Origin of the sequence: Amycolatopsis sp. NPDC058340, from assembly GCF_042723975.1 — a bacterium.
In the GTDB taxonomy this organism is placed as follows: Bacteria; Actinomycetota; Actinomycetes; order Mycobacteriales; family Pseudonocardiaceae; genus Amycolatopsis.
Genome location: NZ_JBHXIB010000001.1, coordinates 633,677 through 653,010, shown reverse-complemented (window position 1 = coordinate 653,010; position 19,334 = coordinate 633,677). Strand labels below are relative to the sequence as shown.

Here is a 19,334-nt window from a genome sequence, read left to right as displayed (position 1 = left end):
ACAAGTTGACGGTGATCGGCCAGCCTCGACTTGATACCACCACCGTGCCTAAAATGGCCTTCAGCAGGGCCCAGACCGAACTTCCGGTCCGTGCTCAGTCGGGGCCGATCCAAAAAATGATTGCGCCAGGGCGACCCTTGCGTCACAGTCAGAGCACTCGACCAATAACAGGAGCAGTCATGACGAACGTGCACCAGCGAAAAGCGTGGCGCCGGCATCCGGCCATCGTGTCCGCTACGGCCTGTCCGTCGCTCCTTGGTCGACGACCGTCATCCTGGCCTGGTCAGTGGCTTCTGACCCGCGAAGGCTCCCCATCATGACGCCATAGCGCGTGTTGTCAGGGAGCCGTCCATCGGGAGACCGATCCGGGCGGCTTCTCTTTTTGGGTATGCCCGAATTCAGTTCCTTATCGGCGAGCTTAGGAAGCGGAACGGCCTCCAAAACCGTTTCCAGGGGGTTCGATTCCCTCCGTCGGTGCTCGACGCTGACCATTCAGCGCGAACCTGGATAGCCAAAACTTTTCCCAAAAGCTCGTCCCCGTCGCCGAGAGAGGCGGCCAGGGCGAGCGCCGGTGGAGGCGTGCACACGTCTTCACCTCACCCCTGTAGCTCAGGTGGACAGAGCGCCGCACTACGAATGCGGAGGTCCCAGGTTCGAGTCCTGGCAGGGGTACTGGTCGGTGTATCCGAGGGGGATACGCCGATCGACGGATTCGAGGGGCATGGCGACCCCACCTGATTTGGCAGCAGGAGTCACCGCGTTCGACTCGCGGGCTTCCGACCAGGCAGTACGTCAGGGAGGATTGGCCGAGTCCGGTAAGGCAACCGTCCCGAAAACGGCGGTCGGCGAGAGAGCGGCACGCGGGTTCGAATCCCGCATCCTCCGCAAGCCCCTGTGGTCCAACGGATACGACTCCAGCGTCCGAAGCCGGGGATGCGGGTTCGACTCCTGCTGGGGCACGATGACCCGCGCTTGGCCCACTTCACGACGGTCGTGCCACGGCTTGCAAAGCCCGTTGGATACCGGGTTCGGCTCCCGGGTGGGTCTCTTGTTCTCCGCCTGGCCCATAGGTGGAGTTCCCCCATGAGTGGTTTCACACTGCGACGAGGGAACTCGCCGACGCGTGTCGGCATGCCTCGGAAATCACTCACACCGTGAGCCGGGCCCGATACGACGGCTTGCCCGGTCGAGGCCCAGGCCCGCGAGCACACCGCGGCCGCAGGAGCTGCGGCGGTCGAGAACGTTGTTCAGGCTGATCGAATGTGCGGCTCGAGTGCTTCCTGCCACAGACCGGCCCGAGTACACCGAGCTGTTCCACGCCGAGCTGGACGATCTCGCCAAGTCCGGCATGGCCGACGGGCACGGGTCGGTTACACGTTAAGGGTTCTGGTGCGGGGCGCCTTGGCTGAGGCACAGATGATCTCCGACGACACCCGCATGACCAATGCGCTCCGGCTCAGCCGCGTTAGTTCTCGTCGGGGGCATCGTGGCCGCCGCCGTGCTAACACTCCACACAGGACAGACAAAAAGGCCCTCCCGCGAACGGGAGGGCCTTAGTGCTGTCTCAACCAGACGTGCGCCCGAAGGGATTCGAACCCCTGACCTTCTGATCCGTAGTCAGATGCTCTATCCAGCTGAGCTACGGGCGCTTGTTCAGTTGTCAATCTAGCACCTGCCGGAACAGGCACCAGCGGAGGCTCCGGGATTTGAACCCGGGAGGGGGGGTTACCCCCAACCGCATTAGCAGTGCGGCGCCATAGACCAGACTAGGCGAAGCCTCCCAGGCCCAACGACCACTGCTCAAATAGGTTACACACCCTCCCACCCCCCTCGGAAGGCACCCCCCTTAGACGCGTTGCAACGCTCTGAGCAGGCCGGATGGGCGTCCGCCGAGGCCTTCGGCTTCGAAGACGGCGACGCCGACTCGGGGGAGGTCGCGGGCCGCTGGGTAGGCGAGGTAGCGCGGGACCCAGCGCGGCTGGAACTTCGCGTTGAAGCGGTAGAGGGTCTCGATCTGGATCCAGCGTGAGAAGAATCGCAGCGTCCGGGCGGATAGGCGGGCGACGGGGCCGGCGCCGATGCGCTGGCCTTGTTCCAGCACCGCGCGGAAGGCGGCGAAGTTCAGGGAGACGTGCTGGGCGGGGGTCGTCAGCAGAAGCTCGGAGATCATCAGTTCGTTGACACCGTTGTCGGCGGTCCGGTCGCGGCGCATGACGTCCAGCGACAGGCCCTTCTCGCCCCACGGCACGAACTGGAGGACACCGCGCACCCGGCCGTCGTGTTCGGCGGTCACCAGGACCGAGCCCGGATCGCCCATGCGGCCGAGGGCCATCGAGAAGCCGCGTTCGGTGTCCGTGCCGCGCCAGGTGGCGGCGAGGGTGCGGAGTTCCTCCAACTCAACCAAAGGCAGGTCTTCGGCTTTTCGGATGCGCGCGGTGTAGCCGGCGCGCTTCGTGCGTGAGACGGCTTGGCGGACTCCGCGCATGACGCGGCCTTCGAGGGTGAAGGTGTCGGTGTCGACGACGGCTTCATCGCCGATCTCCAGCACTTCGAACCCGAAGCGGGCCCAGACGGTCGCGCCGAGTTCCGAGCAGCCCATGGTCGCCGGGGTCCAGGCGTACCGGCGGCAGACGTCCAGGTACTCCTCGATCGCGCCGGGCCACGCTTCCGGGTCACCGAGCGGGTCCGCCGAGCACAGCGCGACCCCGGCGATCACCCGATAGGTCACCGCGGCCTTCCCCGACTTCGAGAAGACCACGAACTTGTCCCGGCGTAGCGCGAAGTACCCGAGCGAGTCCCGCTCCCCCAGCAGCCCCCTGAGCCGCTCGACCTCCTCGTCGGTCAGCTCCGGCGCGGGTTCGGCCGAGCGGAGCAGGAAGTACGCCGCCAGCAGCACCGCGCCGATCCCGAACAGCAGGCCGACCGCGGCCGACAGGTCTTCCAGCCACAGCGCGGGGAACGTCACCGGGCCGCTCACGCCGACCAGGGCCAGCGTCGACTGCGCCAGGCGGTCACCGACACTCGACGAGCCGAGCGCGACCGACAGCAGCACGAAGTTGATCGCGACCCCGGCCACCGTCAGTTGCAGGAAGATCCGGATGGCGCGCCACCGGCCGGTCACCGGATCGGGTAGCGCGATGAAGTGCCGTCGCGTCGCGATCAGGGCGATCAGCAGCGCGAGCGACACGAGCCCCGCGCCGAGGGTGTGCCGCAGCCCGAGATGCGACACTGTCAGCAGCGCGGCGGTGGCGACCGCCAGTTGCCAGGCCCGGCGTTTCCGTCGTTTGAGACCGGTGGCGAGCAGCATCAGCAGCACGCCGGTCACCAGCGCGACCGTGGCCGCGCCGACCGTGGCCTCGTGCGGCAGTTCCAGCCAGGCGGCGACGCGTCCGCGCAGCGTGCGCCCGGCCGGGACCAGCACCGAGATCAGTGCCAGCAGCCCGGCCAGCCGCGTCACCCAGGTGATCACCGCCACCGAAGTGGCGCCCGCCACCCGCCAAGCACCTGCCAAAACCCGCCCCTGTCAGCTCCTTGCCAGCTCCACGAACGGTACAAGGGCGTCGGGGTTCAGCAGGGCATCCCGGCTGACGGCGCGGTCAGGTGAAACCCCCGAAAGGATCTTCTTGACCGGAACCTCGCATTTCTTGCCGTTGAGCGTGCGGGGCACCTCGCTCACCTGGACGAACCGGTCGGGCACGTGCCGCGGCGAGAGGGCTCCGCGCAGCTCCTTGCGCAGGGCGGGTTCGACCTCGTCGAGCGACGCGCCTTCGGCCAGCACGAGGAAACACAGCAGCTGGCCGTCCTCGTTGCCCGCCGCCGAAGTGTCGATCACCAGCGAGTCCGCGACCTGGTCGAACGACTCGACGACCCGGTAGAACTCGGCCGTGCCCATCCGGACGCCGCCGCGGTTGAGCGTCGAGTCGCTGCGTCCGTAGATGACGGCGGAACCACGGCCGGTGATCCGGATCCAGTCGCCGTGCCGCCAGATCCCGGGGTACATCTCGAAGTACGCCTCGCGCAGCCGCGAGCCGTCCGGGTCGTTCCAGAAGAACACCGGCATCGACGGCATCGGCTCGGTGATCACCAGTTCGCCGACCGTCTCCACCACCGGTTTCCCGTCCTCGTCGAAGGCGGCGACGGCGGCGCCGAGCGCGCGGACCGAGAGTTCGCCCAGCCAGACCGGAACGTCCGGGGCCGCCGCGACGAACGCCGCGCACAGATCCGTGCCGCCGGACACCGAGCAGATCTGGACGCGTTTGCCCACCTCGTCGACGATCCACCGGAAGCCCTCGACGCTCAGCGGCGCGCCGGTGGATCCCAAGGCGCGCAACGCCGTCAGGTCGAACCGTTCGGCCGGTTTGATCCCGGCCTTCAGGCAGCTCTGGATGAAGGGCGCCGACGTGCCGAAGTAGGTGACGCGATGCTGCTCGGCCAGATGCCACAGCACGTTGAGGTCCGGGCTGCCGGGGCTGCCGTCGAAGAGCACGATCGTGGTGCCGGTCAGCAGGCCGGAGATGAGGAAGTTCCACATCATCCAGCCGGTGGTGGTGAACCAGAAGAACCGATCGCCCGGGCCCAGATCGCTTTGCAGGGCAAGGGCTTTGAGGTGTTCGAGGGTGATCCCGCCGTGTCCGTGGACGATGCCCTTCGGCAAGCCGGTGGTCCCAGAGGAGTACAGGACCCACAGCGGATGGGCGAAGTCGACGGGCTCGAAGGCCAGCTCCGCGCCGTCGTTGTCGGCGAGCAGCTCGTCCCAGTCGAGGGTGCCGTCGAGGCGGCCGCCCGCGTAGTCGACGAGCACGGTCGCTTCGAGCGTGGAGATCTCGTCGCGCAACGAGTTCACCGTCGAGCGGCTGTCGAACCACCGTCCATTGTAGACGTAGCCGTTGACCGCGATCAGCACCTTCGGCTCGATCTGCGCGAAGCGGTCGGTGATCGCGCGGACACCGAAGTCCGGCGAGCACGACGACCAGACGGCGCCGAGGCTGGCGGTGGCGAGGAAGGCGATCAGCGTCTGCGGGCAGTTCGGCGCGAGCGCGACGACCCTGTCCCCTTTGGACACTCCGAGCTTGCGCAGCCCCTCCCGCGCGGAGGCGACGGCGGAGCGCAACGCGCCGTACGTCAGCTGCGACGACAGGCCGTCTTCGCGGTGGAAGATCACGGCGATCTCGTCGTCGGCCTTCGCGGCGCCCGAGACGCCGGGCAGGAGCGAGTGCTCGGCGTAGTTCAGCGTGCCGCCCGCGAACCACTGGGCGTTCGGCATCTCGCCGGTGAGCACCTCACCGGGCTGGTCGTGCCAGCGCACGCTGAGGAACTCGGCGACGGCGGACCAGAATTCCGGTCCGCGCCGCACGGAGAACTCCCACAACGCGTTGTAGTCGTCGACCTCCACGCCGCGTTCGGTGCGCAGCCACTGGCGGAACGCGTCGATCTTGGTGTCGGGCAGGCGGCTCGGCTCAGGGCGCCAGAGCACTTCTGGGGCGTCGGCGGTGTGCGTCACCCCGCGATGTTAACCCTCGTTAACCTGCTTGGCGAGCCCCCGTGAACAGCTCGTACGCCATCGACTTCAGCCGTGACGCGTCGAGCGGGGTGACCGTCAGCCACCCTCGGTCGCGCCGGAGCCCGTAGCGGCCGTCGGGGGTGTCCACCCAGGTCAACGTACCTTCTCCGCGCACCCAGCGGCCTTCCCAAGACTTCCTGACCGCGCCGAGCCGCCCGCTGCCGATCCGCTGCGTCGCGATCCGCACCATGACGATGACCTCGGGTTCCCGCAGCCCGGCGTCGCGCAGGACGTCGGAGAACGCCGGCTGCCCGCCGCGTTCCCCCGCCTCGCAAGCGGCCGTGTAGTCGTCGACGCGCAGGTTGACCGAGAGGCCCCGCCCCTGCTCGCACGGCGGCAACGCCTGCAGCAGGGTCGCGGCGACGAGCGGCTCCCGCAGCGCCGCCAACTCGACGTCGGTGCCCGAAACGCCGATCACGACCGCGCCGCGATCGGACACGCAGCCGACCGCCCGGTACGCCGGATCGCCGTCGAGCCGCAGGTCGAGCGTGAGTTCGCTGTTCGCGACGGTGTGCAGCAGCCCGACCAGCCCGGGCGCGGGGGCGTCCACGGTGCCGAGGCCGCGTTCCGACAGCGTCGCATTCGCCGTGGCCACCAGCTCCGCGCGGAACTCCGGTGTCCGCCCGACATGCGGGACCGCCAGCACGGCGGGCAGCTCGTCGAGTCCGTGCGCCGACCAGAGCAGGAACAGCTCGCCGACGTGCAGCCGGATCCAGTCCATCAGCGACCGCTCCTCGGGTCCTCGCCGATGACCGGCGGGGTGACGTGCCCGCTCAGGCCCCATACGTCGGAATCCTCGACGAGGTAGTCCGGCGCCTTGTGGTCCTCTTCGCCCTGCCGTCCTTGCGTGGGCGCCATCCCCATCGGCATACCGCCGAAGCCGCCCATGCCCGCGGCCGCGGCCCTCGTCCCGGCCGGCTGGCCGGGCTGTCCCGACGGCCCGAAGCCACCGGCCGCGGCGCCGGACCGGCCTCCTTGCCCGAGCTGCTCCTGGGTTCCGCCGACGGTGCCGGGCGGCGGTGGCACGTAGGCGCCACTCCCCGCGCCCGGCGCGCGCGGCGCCTCGACCGGCTCCCGTACCTGGATCGGCGCCGCGTCGTCGACGCCACTGCTTCGCGTCGAGTCGTCCGGCGGCGGGACCGGCTCCGGCTTCGGATCGGGTTTCGGGTCCGGCTTCGGTTCTTCGGGTGTCTCAAGGATCTTCGGCTGCTTGCCGTACGAAGTGAAGCTGGGAACGTTTTCGTAGACCTCGCCGGAGCTGAACTGCATCCGCTTCATGACGTCGGCGGCCTGGCGGTGCAGATCCTGCGAGCTCTCGTCGGTGGGTTCGGCGACGATCCGCCCGGCTTCGGCGAATCCGGATTCCGACGGTGCCGAGGTCGACATGGCCTGCGTCGAATCGGAGACCGGGATCGGGCGGCGCTTCGGCGGCTCGGGCAGTTTGGGCCGCGGCAAGTAGCCCGGCGGCTCGGGCATCGTGCGGCGCGCGGTGTCGGCGATGTCCGCCTGTCGGCGCACACAGTTCGCGACGTTCTCCGCCCGCCAGCCCGTCTCGCCCGCCCAGTCGACGAGCTTGACCGCGGCATCACGCGCCCTGTCCGCGCCCTCGCCCGTCCAGCCGTCGGCGGTGGCCGCGAGAGCCGCCCTGAGTTCGGTGCCGACTCGGTCGAGGAAGGCGCTGATCTTCGTCCACTGCGCGGCGACGGCCTCGGCGCTCGCGAGGTCCAGCTCGTTGTGGACCATCGCGTAGAGCTCCCGATGCGAGTAGCTCATCCAGTCGATGTCGGCGGTGAGGTTTTCCGGGCCCGGCTGCGGTTCGGGCTCCCGCGGCGGCCACGGCATGGGCAGGATCCGCATCAGAGCTCGTCCTTCCGCTCGTGGCCGACGATGTCCTCCATGTCGAACCGGCGGGCGACCCGTTCGAGCTGCTCCTGGCCCTCCTCGTCCGCGGCGACGTACAACTTCCGCGCCGCCATCACGGTGAGCTGGAAGTCCTTGAGGACCTTCGCGAAGTCCTTGAGAACGGGCACGGCCGCCTCGGTCCCCTTGTTCGCGGCGCCCTGGAAGCGCTCGCTCATGGTGTGACCGACGAAGTTGTCGCCCAGCTTCAACGGCGCGTTGAACTCCGTCGAGTCCTTGATCAGCGCGTTGAGCTCCTGACGCGCCTTGAGCAGGGCGTCGACGAGCTTCTTGGCGGCGTCTTCGGAGACCTTGACGGTCCCCTTCTTGGCATCGGTCTTGGAGTCCCGGATCTGACCCGCCACCGGGGCCAGCGCCGGAGCCGAAGCTCCGAACGAGGCTTGTGGCGTCACGGGCACCTTGGGTGACTGTGCCATTCGACCCTCCCCTGTCACATCTTGAGGGGAATGCTAGCGCGAATGGGTCAGCGCAGGTGGGCGTCGAACCAATTCAACGTGCGCTGCCAGGCCTCCGCGGCGGCGTCCGGGTCGGCGTCGAAGCGGTGATTGGCGCCGGGGTAGTGGACGACGTTCGTCGCGACGTTCGCCGTCGCCGCCGCGTCACGCAGCTGCTCGACCGCGGCGCCTCCGGCCGCGTCGCCCGCGTCGCCGTACATGCCGAGCCACGGGCTGGTGAGCCGTCCGGCGATCTCGACGAGGACCGGCAGCCCGGTGACCCCCTGCCCGCCGACGCTGACCGCCGCGCCCAGCCTGCGGTTCGACGCCACGACCAGCGCGGCCGTCCCGCCGAGGTCGAAACCGACGACACCGACGAGATCCGCCTGGACACCGCGGTCCGCGAGCCAGGAGAGCGTCGCGTCGGTGGCTTCGAGCAGGTCCTGCTGTGTGAGGTTGTCGCGGTCGAGATGCGGGGTGACGGTGAGCCAGCCTTCGCCGGCGAGACCGGCCAGAAGCAGGCCCAAACCCTCTTCGACCTCTTCGGCCTCCTCGTGCAGCACCACGAGCCCGCCGCGGACGACACCATCCGGTTCGGCGAAGGTCAGGCGCAGCGTGTGGCCGTCGGCGTGCTGGTGTTCCACGGTGGTCGTCAGGGTCATTCCTCCATCAGACCACTCTTAGGTAAATATTCGGAGCTTGCGCCGACGCGGGAGGATACGGTGTCGGAGCCGTCCCCCAGACGTAGGAGCGCCGAAGATGTCACCTGTTTCGCCGCGTGCGGATCTCGAATCGTTGCCGAAGTACGTCCCTGGCCGGACAATCCAGGGCGCGATCAAGCTGGCGAGCAACGAGGTTCCCGGTGGCCCGCTGCCGAGTGTGGCGCAGGCCATAGCCGAGACGGCGCAGGGCATCAACCGGTACCCGGACATCACGGCTTCCGCGCTCGTCGAGCGGCTGGCCCGCGAACTGAACGAGTCCACCGACCGGATCGCCATCGGCTGCGGTTCGGTTTCCCTTTGCCAGCAGATGATCCAGGCCCTGTGCGGCCCGGGCGACGAGGTCGTCTTCCCGTGGCGCTCCTTCGAGGCGTACCCGATCGTCACGCAGGTGGCGAACGCCGTGAGCGTGAAGGTGCCGCTCACAGTCGAGCATGGGTTGGATTTAAAGGCGATGCTGGCCGCGATCACGCCGAAGACCCGGCTGGTCTTCGTGTGCAACCCCAACAACCCGACCGGGACGGTCGTGCGGCGCGCGGAACTCGAGCGCTTCATCGACGCCGTGCCCTCGGGCGTGCTCGTCGTACTCGACGAGGCGTACAAGGAGTTCGTGACCGACGCCGAGGTGCCGGACGGCGTCGAACTCGCGCGCGGCAGGGACAACGTCGCGGTGCTTCGGACGTTCTCGAAGGCGTACGGCCTCGCCGGCCTTCGCGTGGGTTACGCGGTGGCGCCGGAAGCGGTCACCGTCGCGCTGAAGCAGGTCTACGTCGCGTTCTCGGTGAACATGATCGCCCAGGCGGCGGCCATCGCCTCCCTCGACGCGGCCGACGAACTGCTGGAACGCTGCAAGGAGATCGTCTCGGAACGAACCCGCGTCCGGGACGCGTTGGTGGCCAAGGGGTACGAGGTGCCGGAAACGCAGGCGAACTTCGTCTGGCTGCCGCTGGGCGAGCGGACGACCGAGTTCGCGGAGCACGCCCTGGAGCGCAAGCTGATCGTGCGTCCCTTCGCGGGCGAAGGCGCGCGAGTGACCATCGGGACACCCGAGGAGAACGACCTCTTCCTCGAAGCGGCCGGCGACTTCCCCCGCTGACAAGGCTTCGCGGCGGCCCGCGCTTCGTGAACGGAGTGCGGGCCGTTTCCTATTTCAGCAGCAGTTGCACCATCGCGGCGAGGCCGATCACGACGATCACGCCGCGAAGCACCTTCGGCGAAAGCTTGCGGCCGATCTTGGCGCCGATCTGGCCGCCGATCGTCGACCCGACCGCGAGCAGCGCGACCACCGGCCAGCTGACCGGCGCGATGAAGGCGTAGATCGCGCCCGCGACGATGTTCACGACCGCGGACAGGGCGTTCTTGACGCCGTTGAGCCGCTGCAGCGACTCCGACATCAGCATCCCCATCACGGCCATCATCATCACGCCCTGCGCGGCCGTGAAGTATCCGCCGTAGATGCCGATCAGGAAGATCAGGAACAACAGGAGCGGCCCGATCTTGTGGACCTTCCCGTTCTCCTCGCGGCGCTTCGCGACCCAGGCGGCCACTCGCGGCTGGACGATCACGAGCACCACCGCGAGCCCGACGAGCGCGGGCACGACGGTCTCGAAAGCGTCCTTCGGCAGCGAAAGCAGCAGGATCGTCCCGCAGATCGCGCCGAAGAACGACGCCACGGCGAGCTTGCCGACCTGGGGCCAGTAGCCCTTGAGCTCCTCCCGGTAGCCGATCGCCCCGCTCACGGTGCCGGGGGCGAGGCCGATCGCGTTGGACGTCGTCGCCGTCAGCGGCGAGTAGCCGAGCGCGACCAGGACCGGGAACGTCACCAGCGTGCCCGATCCGACGACCGTGTTGATGGTGCCCGCCCAGAGCCCCGCGACGAAGATCACGACCGCGTGCCACCACGTCATAAAGCACTCACGTCCGCACCCTAAGCACCGTTACCTCCTTTCGCGCCGCGGATGTGTCTAGTCGAACATTCAACGAGCCCGTTATGTCTCGTTCGGCCGGAAGACGCAGAACTCGTTGCCTTCCGGGTCCGCGAGGACGTCCCAGTCGATTTCACCGTCCCCGGCCCGGACGAGCCGCGCCCCGGCGGCGAGCAGCTCGGCCGTCGAGCCGAAGACGTCGATGTGCATCCGGTTCTTCACGGTCTTCTTCTCGGGCACCGGGTTGACCCAGATGAGCGGGCCGCGACCGGCCGGATCCTCGATCGCGACCGGCCACTCCGCCGGCCTCTCGTCCCGGTGACGGCGGACGTAGCCCATCGCGGCGCACCACCAGTCCGCGAGGGCCTGGTGATCGTTCGCGTCGAGACAGATGTCCTTGAACACCGCCGCCATTTCAGTTCTCCTCCGGTAGATGCGCCGGGGTGATCTCCGCGGCGACCGTCCAGCCGAGCGCCAGGTACAACGCGCGCCCCTCCTCCGTCGCGACCAGGACCGCTCGCTCCGCCCCGGCGGCGACCGCCACCTCGTCGAGCCTGCGCATGACGAACCGGCCCAGCCCCCGCCGCTGATGCTCGGGCTCCGTCACGACCTGATCGATCACCGCCGTGCCACCGGCTATCGCGACCCGGCCGGTGGCCGCGCGCGAACCGTCGGGCGCGCGCACCACGACGTCGGTGACGACGCCGTCGCCGACCAGCTCCGCCCGGTACGGCTCGGGCGCGGCCATGACGGGCCGTAACGCGATCGGGGCGCTCATCAGGTACTCCGGCGGGCCGACCTCCCACTCCGGCGGCACCGTCTTCGCCACTTCCTCACGCGGACCGCTCACCTTCAACCACGTTCCGGGCTCGGTCAGCGAACGCGCCCGGCTCGCGACCGAGCCGGTGCCCGCCAGCACGTATCGCACGCGATGCCCCGGGCGCCCGACGTCGAGCCGGTAACCGTCCGGCTCGGCGACGGGGATCCCGACGCCGCGGGAGAGCGCCCAGCCGTGCACCCATGCCTTGATCAGCCCTGCCACCCCAGTCATCGTCAGAGGATGACATCCCGCACCGACAATTCCGGGCGTCCCGCCGGGCCTGCGAGGATGGGGCCGTGGACGGCGACGAGCGCGAACAGGTGTGGAGTGCGACCGTCGATCATCTGCGCACGATGATCGACTCGGGCAGGCTCCCCGCCGGGTCGAGACTGCCCGCCGAACGGGCGCTCTGCGAGCAGCTCGGGATCAGCCGCGGTTCGCTGCGGCAGGCGTTGCGGGTGCTGGACTCCATCGGTTACGTGCAGGTGCGGCCGGGTTCGGGCACCTACGTCCGCGAGAACCTCGCCGAACAGCCGCTGCGTGGTTGGTTCTCCGAACACGAGCAGCTGGTCGAGAAGCTCTTCGACCTGCGGACCACCGTCGAGCCGACGCTCGCCGAGCGGCTCGCGCTCGACCACACGCCGCGGGTGCTCGCCCGGCTGGAAAGCACCGTCGACGAGATGGACCAGGCCGCCGCCGACGGCGACATGCTGCGCGTGATCGCGGCCGACGCCGAATTCCACCGGGTGATCGCGGGCAACGCCGGCAACGACGACGTCACCGATCTGCTGCGTTCGGTGCTCTCGCTGGTCGGCGAGGAGCGGCGGGCGGCGTTGCGGCTTCCGGGGCAGATCCGCAAGGCCGTCGACGAACATCGCGCGATCCTCGAAGCGATCCGCCGGTCCGACGCGGCGGCCGCGCGGGAGATCACCTTGCGGCATCTGCTCGACGCCAAGACCTACGTCCACGACTACACGACCGGGGATTGACGCTTTCTTGATGGCGCGATCGCCCACGCACGAGTATTGTTTTCAGAAGTTTGTGAAACTTCTGACGGGGGTGTGCGGTGGAGAAGGTCCGGTTCACCGAAGAGAAGGCGACGATGCTCGCCACGCTGTACGGCCGGGCGCTCGACGCCCGCGGCGAGCGGCCGATCCTCGGCGACAAGGCCGCGGACGAGGCCGTCAAGCAGATCGACTACGACTTCGCCTCGCTCGGCGTGAACGCCGATATGGGGCTGACCGTCGCGCTGCGGGCCAAGCCGATGGACGACTGGGCCGCGTCATTCCTCCGGGAGCACCCGGACGCGACGGTGGTCCAGCTCGGCTGCGGGATGGACAGCCGCGTGTACCGCGTCGCCCCGCCGCCCACGGTGCGGTGGTTCGACGTCGACTACCCCGAGGTCGTCGATCTGCGCGCCCGGATCTACCCCGAACGGGAGGGATACCGGACCATCGGCTCGTCGGTGACGGATTTCGGCTGGATCGACGAGATCCCGTCGGACAAACCCGGTCTGGTGATCGCGGAAGGGCTGACGATGTACCTGCGGCCGTCCGAAGGCGAGGAATTGCTGCGGCGGCTGATCGCGCATTTCCCGCAGGGCGGCGAAATGGTCTTCGACATCTTCAGCAGGCTGGGGATCAAACTGCAGAAGCTGAATCCCGTGGTCCGCAAAGCCAACGCGACGCTGTACTGGGGCATCGACGAGATCTCCGAGCTGGAACGGCTCGGGCTGACGCTGGTGTCGAAACTCGACTCGACGGATTACGCGACGCCTGAGGTGAAGGACCGGCTTTCCGGGTCGATGCGGGCGCAGTTGTGGGTCGCGGGGCTGTTCCCGGCGTTCAAGAAGATGGGGCGGATCCTGCGGTTCCGGTTCTGAGGGCGGCGCGGGCCGTGAGGGGTGCTGCCGGGGTGTTGCGAAAGTGGCTTTCACAACGCTGAAGGTTGCGAAAGTGGCTTTCGCAACACGCGGACGACGCGGGCCGGAAGCCGGACGGCAGGGATCGCGACCAGGCCGGAGGCGTGACTCGCGTGATCAGACCGCGCACTCGCGTGATCAGGCACCGCACACACGTGATCAGGCGGCGCACACACGTGATTGGACGGCGCACACGCGTGATCGGAGGCGGAACTCGGGTGTGCGGCGTCCGATCACGCGAGGCGGTCAGCGTGACTCGAGTACCCGTTCGACGAACCGGTGCAGCTTGTCCTCCAGCCGGAAGACGCGTTCCTCCAGCGTCAGCGACTCGAACGGCTGCGGCACGTCCGACTTCAGCTCGCCGCGGATGTACTGGCTGCACGCCAGATTCGCGCACGCGTAGATGCCGAGCGTGTTGCCATCGCGGCCGAGTTTGCCGGCGCGGCGGCCGGAGAACAGCGCGATGTCGGACAGCGGATGTGTCGTCGTGCACAGGCCGCACATGTTGCTCAGCAGGACACGGCCCTTCGGCCGGGGGGCGGCGCGAAGGGACAGCCCGACGGTTTCCCCGCGGTACGGCAGCACGAGATACGCCTTCGCGGCGGCCTTCGGATCGCGCCAGCCGAGGAATTCCCTTTTCTCCCAAGGGATCTCTTCGGGCCGGGCGGGCAGCGTGACCCCCTTGGCCTCGCCTCGGGTGCAGTTCACGAAGGACGCCCTGATCTCGTCCTGGCCCAGCGGTTCCATGCCCGCACGGTAACCACCGCGCCCGGGAACTGGCGAACCGTTTTCCGCCGAAGGTCATACGATCACCGGGTGCGCGGGAAGACGATGTCGAGCCGGTTCCGGCTGGTGCTCAGGACCAGTCTCGGCTTCGCCGCGCTCGGCGTCGGGTCCAGTGTGTGCGGCGCCGGCGTGGTGGCGTTGCTGCTGCTCCTGCAGGGTCTCCCGAGCGAGGTCGGCGATCGCGGCTGGATCCTCGGCGTCACCGCGGCCGGGATCGTGGCGCTGTCGCTGATCGTCGGCACCTTGTGGACGGCGTGGCTGCAGCGGCGCACGGCGGTCTGGTTCGTCTTCGGCCGCCCGCCGACGAAGGCCGAGGCCGCGCGGGCGCTCCGGCTCCCGGTCGACATGGGGATCGTGAGCGGGACGCTCTGGCTGATCGGCACGATCGTGCTCGGTTCACTCGCCCGGGTGCTCGGGTCCTGGATGGACGCGCTCGGGATGGCGCTGGTCATCGGGCTCGGCGGGCTGACCACGGTCGGCCTCACCTATCTCGCCGCGGAATGGGTCGCCCGGCCGGTGATGACGATCGCGCTCAAGGTGACCCCGCCGAAGGGGACGCTCAAGGTCACCGTGCTGACCAGGGTGGTCGTCACCTGGTCGCTGGCGAGCGGCGTCCCGTTCCTCGGCGTGCTGCTGGTGGCCACGCCGCCGGATCTCGGCCAGGGCGACCACGTCGCGAGCCTGATCATGATCTCGGTGATCGGGCTGGGCGTCGGCGCGATCGGGACGGCGCTGCTCGCGAAGGCCGTCGCGACCCCGTTGCACCGCCTGCGCATAGCGCTCGACGAGATCGCCCGCGGCAACAAGGAGGTCGTGGTCGAGGTCGACGACTCCAGCGAGATCGGCCTGCTGCAGACATCGGTCAACGACCTCGCCGCCGGGCTGCGCGAGCAGGAGCGGATGCGGGATCTCTTCGGCAGGCACGTCGGCGACGAGGTCGCCCGGCACGCGCTCGAGTACGGCGCCTCCCTTTCGGGCGACGTACGCGAGGTGACGGCGCTGTTCGTCGACGTCGTCGATTCGACGGCCCTGGCGAGCCGCACCCCGCCCGAAGACCTGGTGAAGACGCTCAACCGGTTCTTCACCAGCGTGGTGCACGCGGTCGGGGCACGGGGCGGGCTGGTCAACAAGTTCCAGGGTGACGCCGCGCTCTGCGTCTTCGGCGCCCCGACCCGGCTCGCGGACGCGCCGACGGCCGCGCTTTCGGCCGCGCGGGCGATCCGGGACGCGGTCCGGGAGACCGGCGAGCTGGATCTCGGCATCGGGGTCGCGAGCGGGCGGGTCTTCGCCGGTCAGCTGGGCACCAGCAGCCGGTTCGAGTACACCGTCATCGGCGACGCGGTGAACGAGGCCGCGCGCCTGACCGAGTACGCGAAATCCGCCGACGGCCGGATCCTGGCGAGCGAAGCGGTGCTCAAAGCGGCCTTGGCGAGCGAACGCTCGCACTGGGAGCCGTACGCGGAACTGGAGCTGCGCGGACGTCAGGAACCGACGCACGCCTGGGCGGCGAGCGCGCTCAGCCCGGAATGACGTCCGGCCAGCGCAGCAGCGTCGAACCCCAGGTCAGCCCCGCCCCGAAGGCCCCCATCACGACGCGGTGCCCCGGCTGGAGCGCCCCGTCCTTGGCCGCGTCGGCCAGCGCGATCGGGATCGACGCCGCGCTCGTGTTGCCGACCTTCTCGATGTTCGAGTACATCACGTCCTCCGCGAGCCCGAGCTGCTTCGCGCAGGTCTGCAGGATGCGGATATTCGCCTGGTGCCCGATGAACCGGTCGATGTCGCCGACCATCCAGCCCGCGGAATCCAGTACCGCGCGCGCCGACTGGACCATCCGGGCGCAGGCGTGGCGGAAGACGGTCTGGCCCTGCATCACCAGATAGTGGTCACGCGGATCGTCCGAACGGCGGTTCTTCGCGCCACCCGCCTCGACCCAGAGCAGTTCCGCGAGTTCGCCTTCGCTGTGCAGGTCGAACGGGCCGAGCGCGCCGAGTTCGCCGGGGTCGCCCGCGCGCAGCAGGACGGCGCCCGCGCCGTCGCCGAAGATCGGCACCGTGCCGCGGTCTCCGGGGTCGACGAGCGAGGTGAAGACGTCGGCGCCGATCACCAGCACCCGCCGCGCGATCCCGGCGGCGATCAGCCCGGCGCCGGTGGCGAGCCCGTAGACGAACCCGCTGCACACGGCGTTGACGTCGAAGGCGGCGACACCGTTCAGCCCGAGCTTCGTCGCGACCTGCGGCGCGCTGGCCGGGCACAGCTGGTCGGCCGTCGACGTCGCGAGCACGACCGCGTCCGCCTCGGTCTCCCCCGCCGAGGCCAGCGCCCGCCGCCCCGCCTCGACGGCGAGATCCACAGTGGACGTCCCGGGATCGACGACCCGGCGCTCGGCGATGCCGGTGCGCGAGCGGATCCACTCATCGGAGGTGTCCAGCCGCTGGGCGATCTCCTCGTTGCCCACCACGCGCGGAGGCAGCCAAGAGCCGAGACCGGCGAGAACGGCCGCCTGAGATGAGGGCACCAAGAAATCCTTTCGCGGGGAAATGAGAGGTCTGCCATTCACTTGTAAGCGCTACCATTCAGTAGACCCGCCAGTTGTGTTCCGGGTCACAATTCAAAGAATTCTCACTTTCCCGGCGGCGTGACCCACGCCGCGTGGCGGCACGATCGGAGAACGGGCGCAGGCCGGAGCCGTCCGGATAGCCTGACCTGGTGCATACACCCGACCTCGACCGCCTTGACGTCGCCATCCTCGCCTGCCTGCAGTCCGACGCCCGCACCATCGCCGAGCACATCGGCGCGAAGGTGGGCCTGTCGGCGGCGGCCGTGCAGCGGCGGATCAAGCGGCTGCGCGAGGCCGGGGTGATCGAACGCGAGGTCGCGGTGCTGTCGCCGCGGGCGCTCGGGCTGTCGATGACGTTCGTGGTGATGGTCGAGATGGAACGGGAGAACCTCGCGGTGCTCGACGGCTTCCGCCGTCAGGTGCTCGCGGACGACAACGTCCAGCAGTGCTACTACGTCACCGGCAACGCGGACTTCGTGCTCGTGGTGACCTGCCGGGACATGGCGGATTTCGAGACGTTCACGCGGCGGATGTTCTTCGACAACCCGAACGTGCGGCACTTCACGACGTCGGTGGCGATGGACCGGGTCAAGACCGGGCTGTCCCTGCCGCTGGAGCCCTGAGGGAGGCTGAAGGACGCTTTCCCCGCGTCTCATGCGACGAAAGCGTCCTTCAGCCCCCGATCCAAAGAGGACTGTCCGGCGTCACCACGGGTATCGGCCCGAACGCAAGGGGTCTGTGCCCGGCGTTACACCACTATGGACATATGCAGCCGATAGCGTGAACGTCGCGACAGTCGCGTCATCCGGCCCGCGCCCGGCCATCTCCTCCCCGAGACGAAAAGTTCGCGCCGCGCGAACCACGAGAGCACTGAGGAGTGGCCGTGCACACCGACGCAATTCACCAGAGCCAGTTCGTTCTGCTGAACAACAGCAGCACGCCCGTTCTCTCCCGCCTGTCCTTCCACGCCGGCGAGCCCTTCGCGGTCACCGTGTCGTTCCGGACCGAGCGCGGCCGGTGGGTCGAGTGGACCTTCGCGCGTGAGCTGCTCGTCACCGGCCTCACCGACCCCGCCGGGCTCGGCGACGTCCGCGTCCGCCCCGACCTCTCCGAGGACGAGGCGATGCTGACGCTCGAAATCGAGTCACCCGACGGCTATGCGTCGTTCGAGCTGGAGCGCGAGGACGTGGAGACGTTCCTCGAGTCCACTTACGAACTGGTCCCGCTCGGCTCCGAGAGCGAGCACTTCGACGTCGAAGCGCTGATCGAGGAGATCAGCAACGTCTGAAAACTTTCCCGCGGCACGAAAACGAAGGGCGGCCCGAGTGCGCTGGAGGCACTCGGTCCGCCCTTCGTCCTTTTCAGGATCAGCCGAGGACCAGGGAGGTCCCGGTCGCGGACAACGCCGGCCGCACCGGGAAGAAGTAGGTCACCGAGCTGTTCCCGCCGGACAACATGCCCTGGGCCTGGTTGCCCGCGATGAACGAGCCACCGGAGTCGCCCGCCTGCGAGCGGACGTTGGTGGCGGTCATGCCGTAGACCGTGCCTTCGGCGTAACGGACGGTCTGGTTCTTGGCGCCGACGGTGCCGCAGGTCCAGCCGGTGGTCGAACCCGACTTGCAGACCGAAGCGCCGGTGGCGGCCTCGCTCGAACCGCTCACCCGGGTGCCGTTGTTGATGACTCCGCGCGGCGTCCAGTTGCTGTTGACCCGGACGTGGCCGTAGTCGTTACCGGGGAAGCTGGCGCGGGCGAACGAGCCCATCGAGACCCGGTTGTAACCGGTCACCGTGCCAGGGCCGCAGTGCCCGGCGGTGAGGAAGCCGCCGTTGACCGAGAAGCCGATCGAGCACCGCGAAGAGCTGTTGATGTAGTAGGCGTCCCCACCGCGGACGTCGTATTTCAGGGTCGGCACCGAAGTGGTCTCGACCACCGCGACGGCGGCCTTGTCCACCTTGGCCTTCTCCAGGTACGAGTCGACGACGCCGCTCTTGCCCGGCAGGACGTTCACCGTCACCCGGTTGGTTTTGGTGTCCACACCCCAGCCGGTGATCGCGCCGTCCGCCACGCGCTCACTCGCGTTCAGTCTGTCCACAGTGGAATCGAGCTGGGCGGCCGAGAAGCGGACCAGTTCGGCTTCCGCGCCACTGGCGAGCACCTGGCCGAGTTTCGCCGCGTCCGTGACGCCGACGCGGAGCTTGCCGGTGGCCTCGTTGTAGCTCGCGCCGCCGAAGCTGCCGGCGAGCGCCGAGGCGAGTGCCTGTTCGAGTGTGCCGGCGGCGGTCTCGCTCTGGATCCGGGCGAGTGCCTGGTCGGCGGTCAGGCCGAGGTCCCGTTGCAGGGCGGGGACCATCTCGGCGTTGAGCAGGGTGTCCGAAGATGTTGAGGACGCTGCCGCGGGGGTACCCGTGACGAGCGCGCCGGTGGCCAGTGCTGCCGTGGCGGCCACACCGAGGAGCTTCGTGATCTTCATGCTTCTCCCTCGTCATCACGCACGGCTCCGGTTCGCCATGCGATAGCCCTCCCCTGACGGGTGAGGGTTCTGGACTCCGGGGAAGCCCGCAATCCGGGTCGGCGCGGGATAGGTATACCCATTCTTCGGAAACCGAATCCCCTGCTCCACGGGCCGTCACCTACAGCAGGCACCCGGACGGACACGTCCGTAAGTAGGGTTTCGAGCAAATACCTTGCGTA

General features: G+C 68.8%; 18 protein-coding genes and 4 tRNA genes. 8 read left to right on the top strand and 14 right to left on the bottom strand.

Going from position 1 to position 19,334, the window contains the following annotated elements:
- Positions 1–598: 598 nt before the first annotated feature.
- Together ACFWIW_RS03175 and ACFWIW_RS03170 are read left to right on the top strand one after the other, a co-directional pair.
- Positions 599–672: transfer RNA gene (locus ACFWIW_RS03175), tRNA-Arg, on the top strand.
- A 124-nt stretch (positions 673–796) separates the two neighbouring features.
- Positions 797–885 (top strand) — tRNA-Ser (locus ACFWIW_RS03170).
- 690 nt (positions 886–1,575) lie between these two features.
- Here ACFWIW_RS03170 and ACFWIW_RS03165 read toward each other — a convergent pair.
- The 8 genes from ACFWIW_RS03165 to ACFWIW_RS03130 form a co-directional block, all read right to left on the bottom strand.
- Positions 1,576–1,649, bottom strand: a tRNA-Arg gene (locus ACFWIW_RS03165).
- 42 nt (positions 1,650–1,691) lie between these two features.
- Positions 1,692–1,781 (bottom strand) — tRNA-Ser (locus tag ACFWIW_RS03160).
- Between the two features lie 65 nt (positions 1,782–1,846).
- The gene (locus ACFWIW_RS03155; RefSeq protein WP_378366848.1) at positions 1,847–3,493 is read right to left on the bottom strand and encodes a phosphatidylglycerol lysyltransferase domain-containing protein; all 1,647 of its coding nucleotides are present in this window, start codon (positions 3,491–3,493) and stop codon (positions 1,847–1,849) included.
- A 30-nt stretch (positions 3,494–3,523) separates the two neighbouring features.
- Positions 3,524–5,500, bottom strand: a complete 1,977-nt coding sequence (locus tag ACFWIW_RS03150) for an acetoacetate--CoA ligase (protein ID WP_378366847.1) — start codon at positions 5,498–5,500, stop codon at positions 3,524–3,526.
- 19 nt (positions 5,501–5,519) lie between these two features.
- A complete protein-coding gene (locus ACFWIW_RS03145; RefSeq protein ID WP_378366846.1) occupies positions 5,520–6,281 on the bottom strand; it encodes an ESX secretion-associated protein EspG in 762 nt (253 codons plus the stop codon).
- Complete coding sequence (locus tag ACFWIW_RS03140; protein WP_378366845.1) at positions 6,281–7,417, bottom strand: PPE domain-containing protein; 1,137 nt, start codon at positions 7,415–7,417, stop codon at positions 6,281–6,283. Before ACFWIW_RS03140 ends, ACFWIW_RS03145 begins: the two co-directional genes overlap by 1 nt.
- The gene (locus tag ACFWIW_RS03135; RefSeq protein ID WP_378366844.1) at positions 7,417–7,896 is read right to left on the bottom strand and encodes a hypothetical protein; all 480 of its coding nucleotides are present in this window, start codon (positions 7,894–7,896) and stop codon (positions 7,417–7,419) included. Before ACFWIW_RS03135 ends, ACFWIW_RS03140 begins: the two co-directional genes overlap by 1 nt.
- A gap of 47 nt (positions 7,897–7,943) precedes the next feature.
- Positions 7,944–8,576: a dienelactone hydrolase family protein gene (locus tag ACFWIW_RS03130; RefSeq protein WP_378366843.1), complete on the bottom strand. Its 633-nt coding sequence runs from the start codon at positions 8,574–8,576 to the stop codon at positions 7,944–7,946.
- A 97-nt stretch (positions 8,577–8,673) separates the two neighbouring features.
- Between ACFWIW_RS03130 and hisC the strand changes: the two genes are divergently transcribed.
- Complete coding sequence (hisC, locus tag ACFWIW_RS03125; protein WP_378366842.1) at positions 8,674–9,729, top strand: histidinol-phosphate transaminase; 1,056 nt, start codon at positions 8,674–8,676, stop codon at positions 9,727–9,729.
- A 49-nt stretch (positions 9,730–9,778) separates the two neighbouring features.
- Here the strand turns inward: hisC and ACFWIW_RS03120 are convergent, their stop codons facing one another.
- From ACFWIW_RS03120 to ACFWIW_RS03110, 3 genes are all read right to left on the bottom strand, one after another.
- Positions 9,779–10,540 (bottom strand): sulfite exporter TauE/SafE family protein, encoded by a 762-nt coding sequence (locus ACFWIW_RS03120; protein WP_378366841.1) that lies wholly within the window; start codon positions 10,538–10,540, stop codon positions 9,779–9,781.
- A gap of 81 nt (positions 10,541–10,621) precedes the next feature.
- On the bottom strand, positions 10,622–10,972 hold the full coding sequence (locus ACFWIW_RS03115; protein ID WP_378366840.1) for a VOC family protein: 351 nt from the start codon (positions 10,970–10,972) through the stop codon (positions 10,622–10,624).
- A 1-nt stretch (position 10,973) separates the two neighbouring features.
- Positions 10,974–11,600: a GNAT family N-acetyltransferase gene (locus ACFWIW_RS03110; protein ID WP_378366918.1), complete on the bottom strand. Its 627-nt coding sequence runs from the start codon at positions 11,598–11,600 to the stop codon at positions 10,974–10,976.
- A gap of 74 nt (positions 11,601–11,674) precedes the next feature.
- Between ACFWIW_RS03110 and ACFWIW_RS03105 the strand changes: the two genes are divergently transcribed.
- Entirely contained in the window at positions 11,675–12,367 is a 693-nt protein-coding gene (locus ACFWIW_RS03105) for a FadR/GntR family transcriptional regulator (RefSeq protein ID WP_378366839.1), read from the top strand.
- Between the two features lie 77 nt (positions 12,368–12,444).
- A complete protein-coding gene (locus ACFWIW_RS03100; protein ID WP_378366838.1) occupies positions 12,445–13,260 on the top strand; it encodes a class I SAM-dependent methyltransferase in 816 nt (271 codons plus the stop codon).
- 285 nt (positions 13,261–13,545) lie between these two features.
- On the opposite strand, the gene ACFWIW_RS03095 is transcribed toward ACFWIW_RS03100, so the two are convergent.
- A complete protein-coding gene (locus ACFWIW_RS03095; RefSeq protein ID WP_378366837.1) occupies positions 13,546–14,046 on the bottom strand; it encodes an FBP domain-containing protein in 501 nt (166 codons plus the stop codon).
- 84 nt (positions 14,047–14,130) lie between these two features.
- On the opposite strand from ACFWIW_RS03095, the gene ACFWIW_RS03090 reads away from it, so the two are divergent.
- Positions 14,131–15,615 carry an adenylate/guanylate cyclase domain-containing protein gene (locus ACFWIW_RS03090; protein WP_378366917.1) on the top strand — a complete coding sequence of 495 codons (1,485 nt, stop codon included), beginning with the start codon at positions 14,131–14,133 and terminating at the stop codon, positions 15,613–15,615.
- Here ACFWIW_RS03090 and ACFWIW_RS03085 read toward each other — a convergent pair.
- Entirely contained in the window at positions 15,602–16,600 is a 999-nt protein-coding gene (locus tag ACFWIW_RS03085; protein WP_378366836.1) for a beta-ketoacyl-ACP synthase III, read from the bottom strand. The genes ACFWIW_RS03090 and ACFWIW_RS03085 overlap by 14 nt on opposite strands.
- Positions 16,601–16,791: 191 nt before the next feature.
- On the opposite strand from ACFWIW_RS03085, the gene ACFWIW_RS03080 reads away from it, so the two are divergent.
- Entirely contained in the window at positions 16,792–17,265 is a 474-nt protein-coding gene (locus ACFWIW_RS03080; RefSeq protein WP_378366835.1) for an Lrp/AsnC family transcriptional regulator, read from the top strand.
- Between the two features lie 260 nt (positions 17,266–17,525).
- Positions 17,526–17,930 carry an SsgA family sporulation/cell division regulator gene (locus ACFWIW_RS03075; protein ID WP_240596138.1) on the top strand — a complete coding sequence of 135 codons (405 nt, stop codon included), beginning with the start codon at positions 17,526–17,528 and terminating at the stop codon, positions 17,928–17,930.
- 79 nt (positions 17,931–18,009) lie between these two features.
- Here the strand turns inward: ACFWIW_RS03075 and ACFWIW_RS03070 are convergent, their stop codons facing one another.
- A complete protein-coding gene (locus ACFWIW_RS03070) occupies positions 18,010–19,113 on the bottom strand; it encodes a S1 family peptidase (protein WP_378366834.1) in 1,104 nt (367 codons plus the stop codon).
- Between the last annotated feature and the right edge of the window lie 221 nt (positions 19,114–19,334).

Bases quoted from the DNA above. Each gene is read 5' to 3' on its own strand.
- ACFWIW_RS03115 (WP_378366840.1), bottom strand. From the start codon at position 10,972: ATGGCGGCGGTGTTCAAGGACATCTGTCTCGACGCGAACGATCACCAG.
- ACFWIW_RS03130 (WP_378366843.1), bottom strand. From the start codon at position 8,576: ATGACCCTGACGACCACCGTGGAACACCAGCACGCCGACGGCCACACG.
- hisC (WP_378366842.1), top strand. From the start codon at position 8,674: ATGTCACCTGTTTCGCCGCGTGCGGATCTCGAATCGTTGCCGAAGTAC.
- ACFWIW_RS03145 (WP_378366846.1), bottom strand. From the start codon at position 6,281: ATGGACTGGATCCGGCTGCACGTCGGCGAGCTGTTCCTGCTCTGGTCG.
- ACFWIW_RS03140 (WP_378366845.1), bottom strand. From the start codon at position 7,417: ATGCGGATCCTGCCCATGCCGTGGCCGCCGCGGGAGCCCGAACCGCAG.
- ACFWIW_RS03095 (WP_378366837.1), bottom strand. From the start codon at position 14,046: ATGGAACCGCTGGGCCAGGACGAGATCAGGGCGTCCTTCGTGAACTGC.
- ACFWIW_RS03120 (WP_378366841.1), bottom strand. From the start codon at position 10,540: ATGACGTGGTGGCACGCGGTCGTGATCTTCGTCGCGGGGCTCTGGGCG.
- ACFWIW_RS03070 (WP_378366834.1), bottom strand. From the start codon at position 19,113: ATGAAGATCACGAAGCTCCTCGGTGTGGCCGCCACGGCAGCACTGGCC.
- ACFWIW_RS03135 (WP_378366844.1), bottom strand. From the start codon at position 7,896: ATGGCACAGTCACCCAAGGTGCCCGTGACGCCACAAGCCTCGTTCGGA.
- ACFWIW_RS03090 (WP_378366917.1), top strand. From the start codon at position 14,131: ATGTCGAGCCGGTTCCGGCTGGTGCTCAGGACCAGTCTCGGCTTCGCC.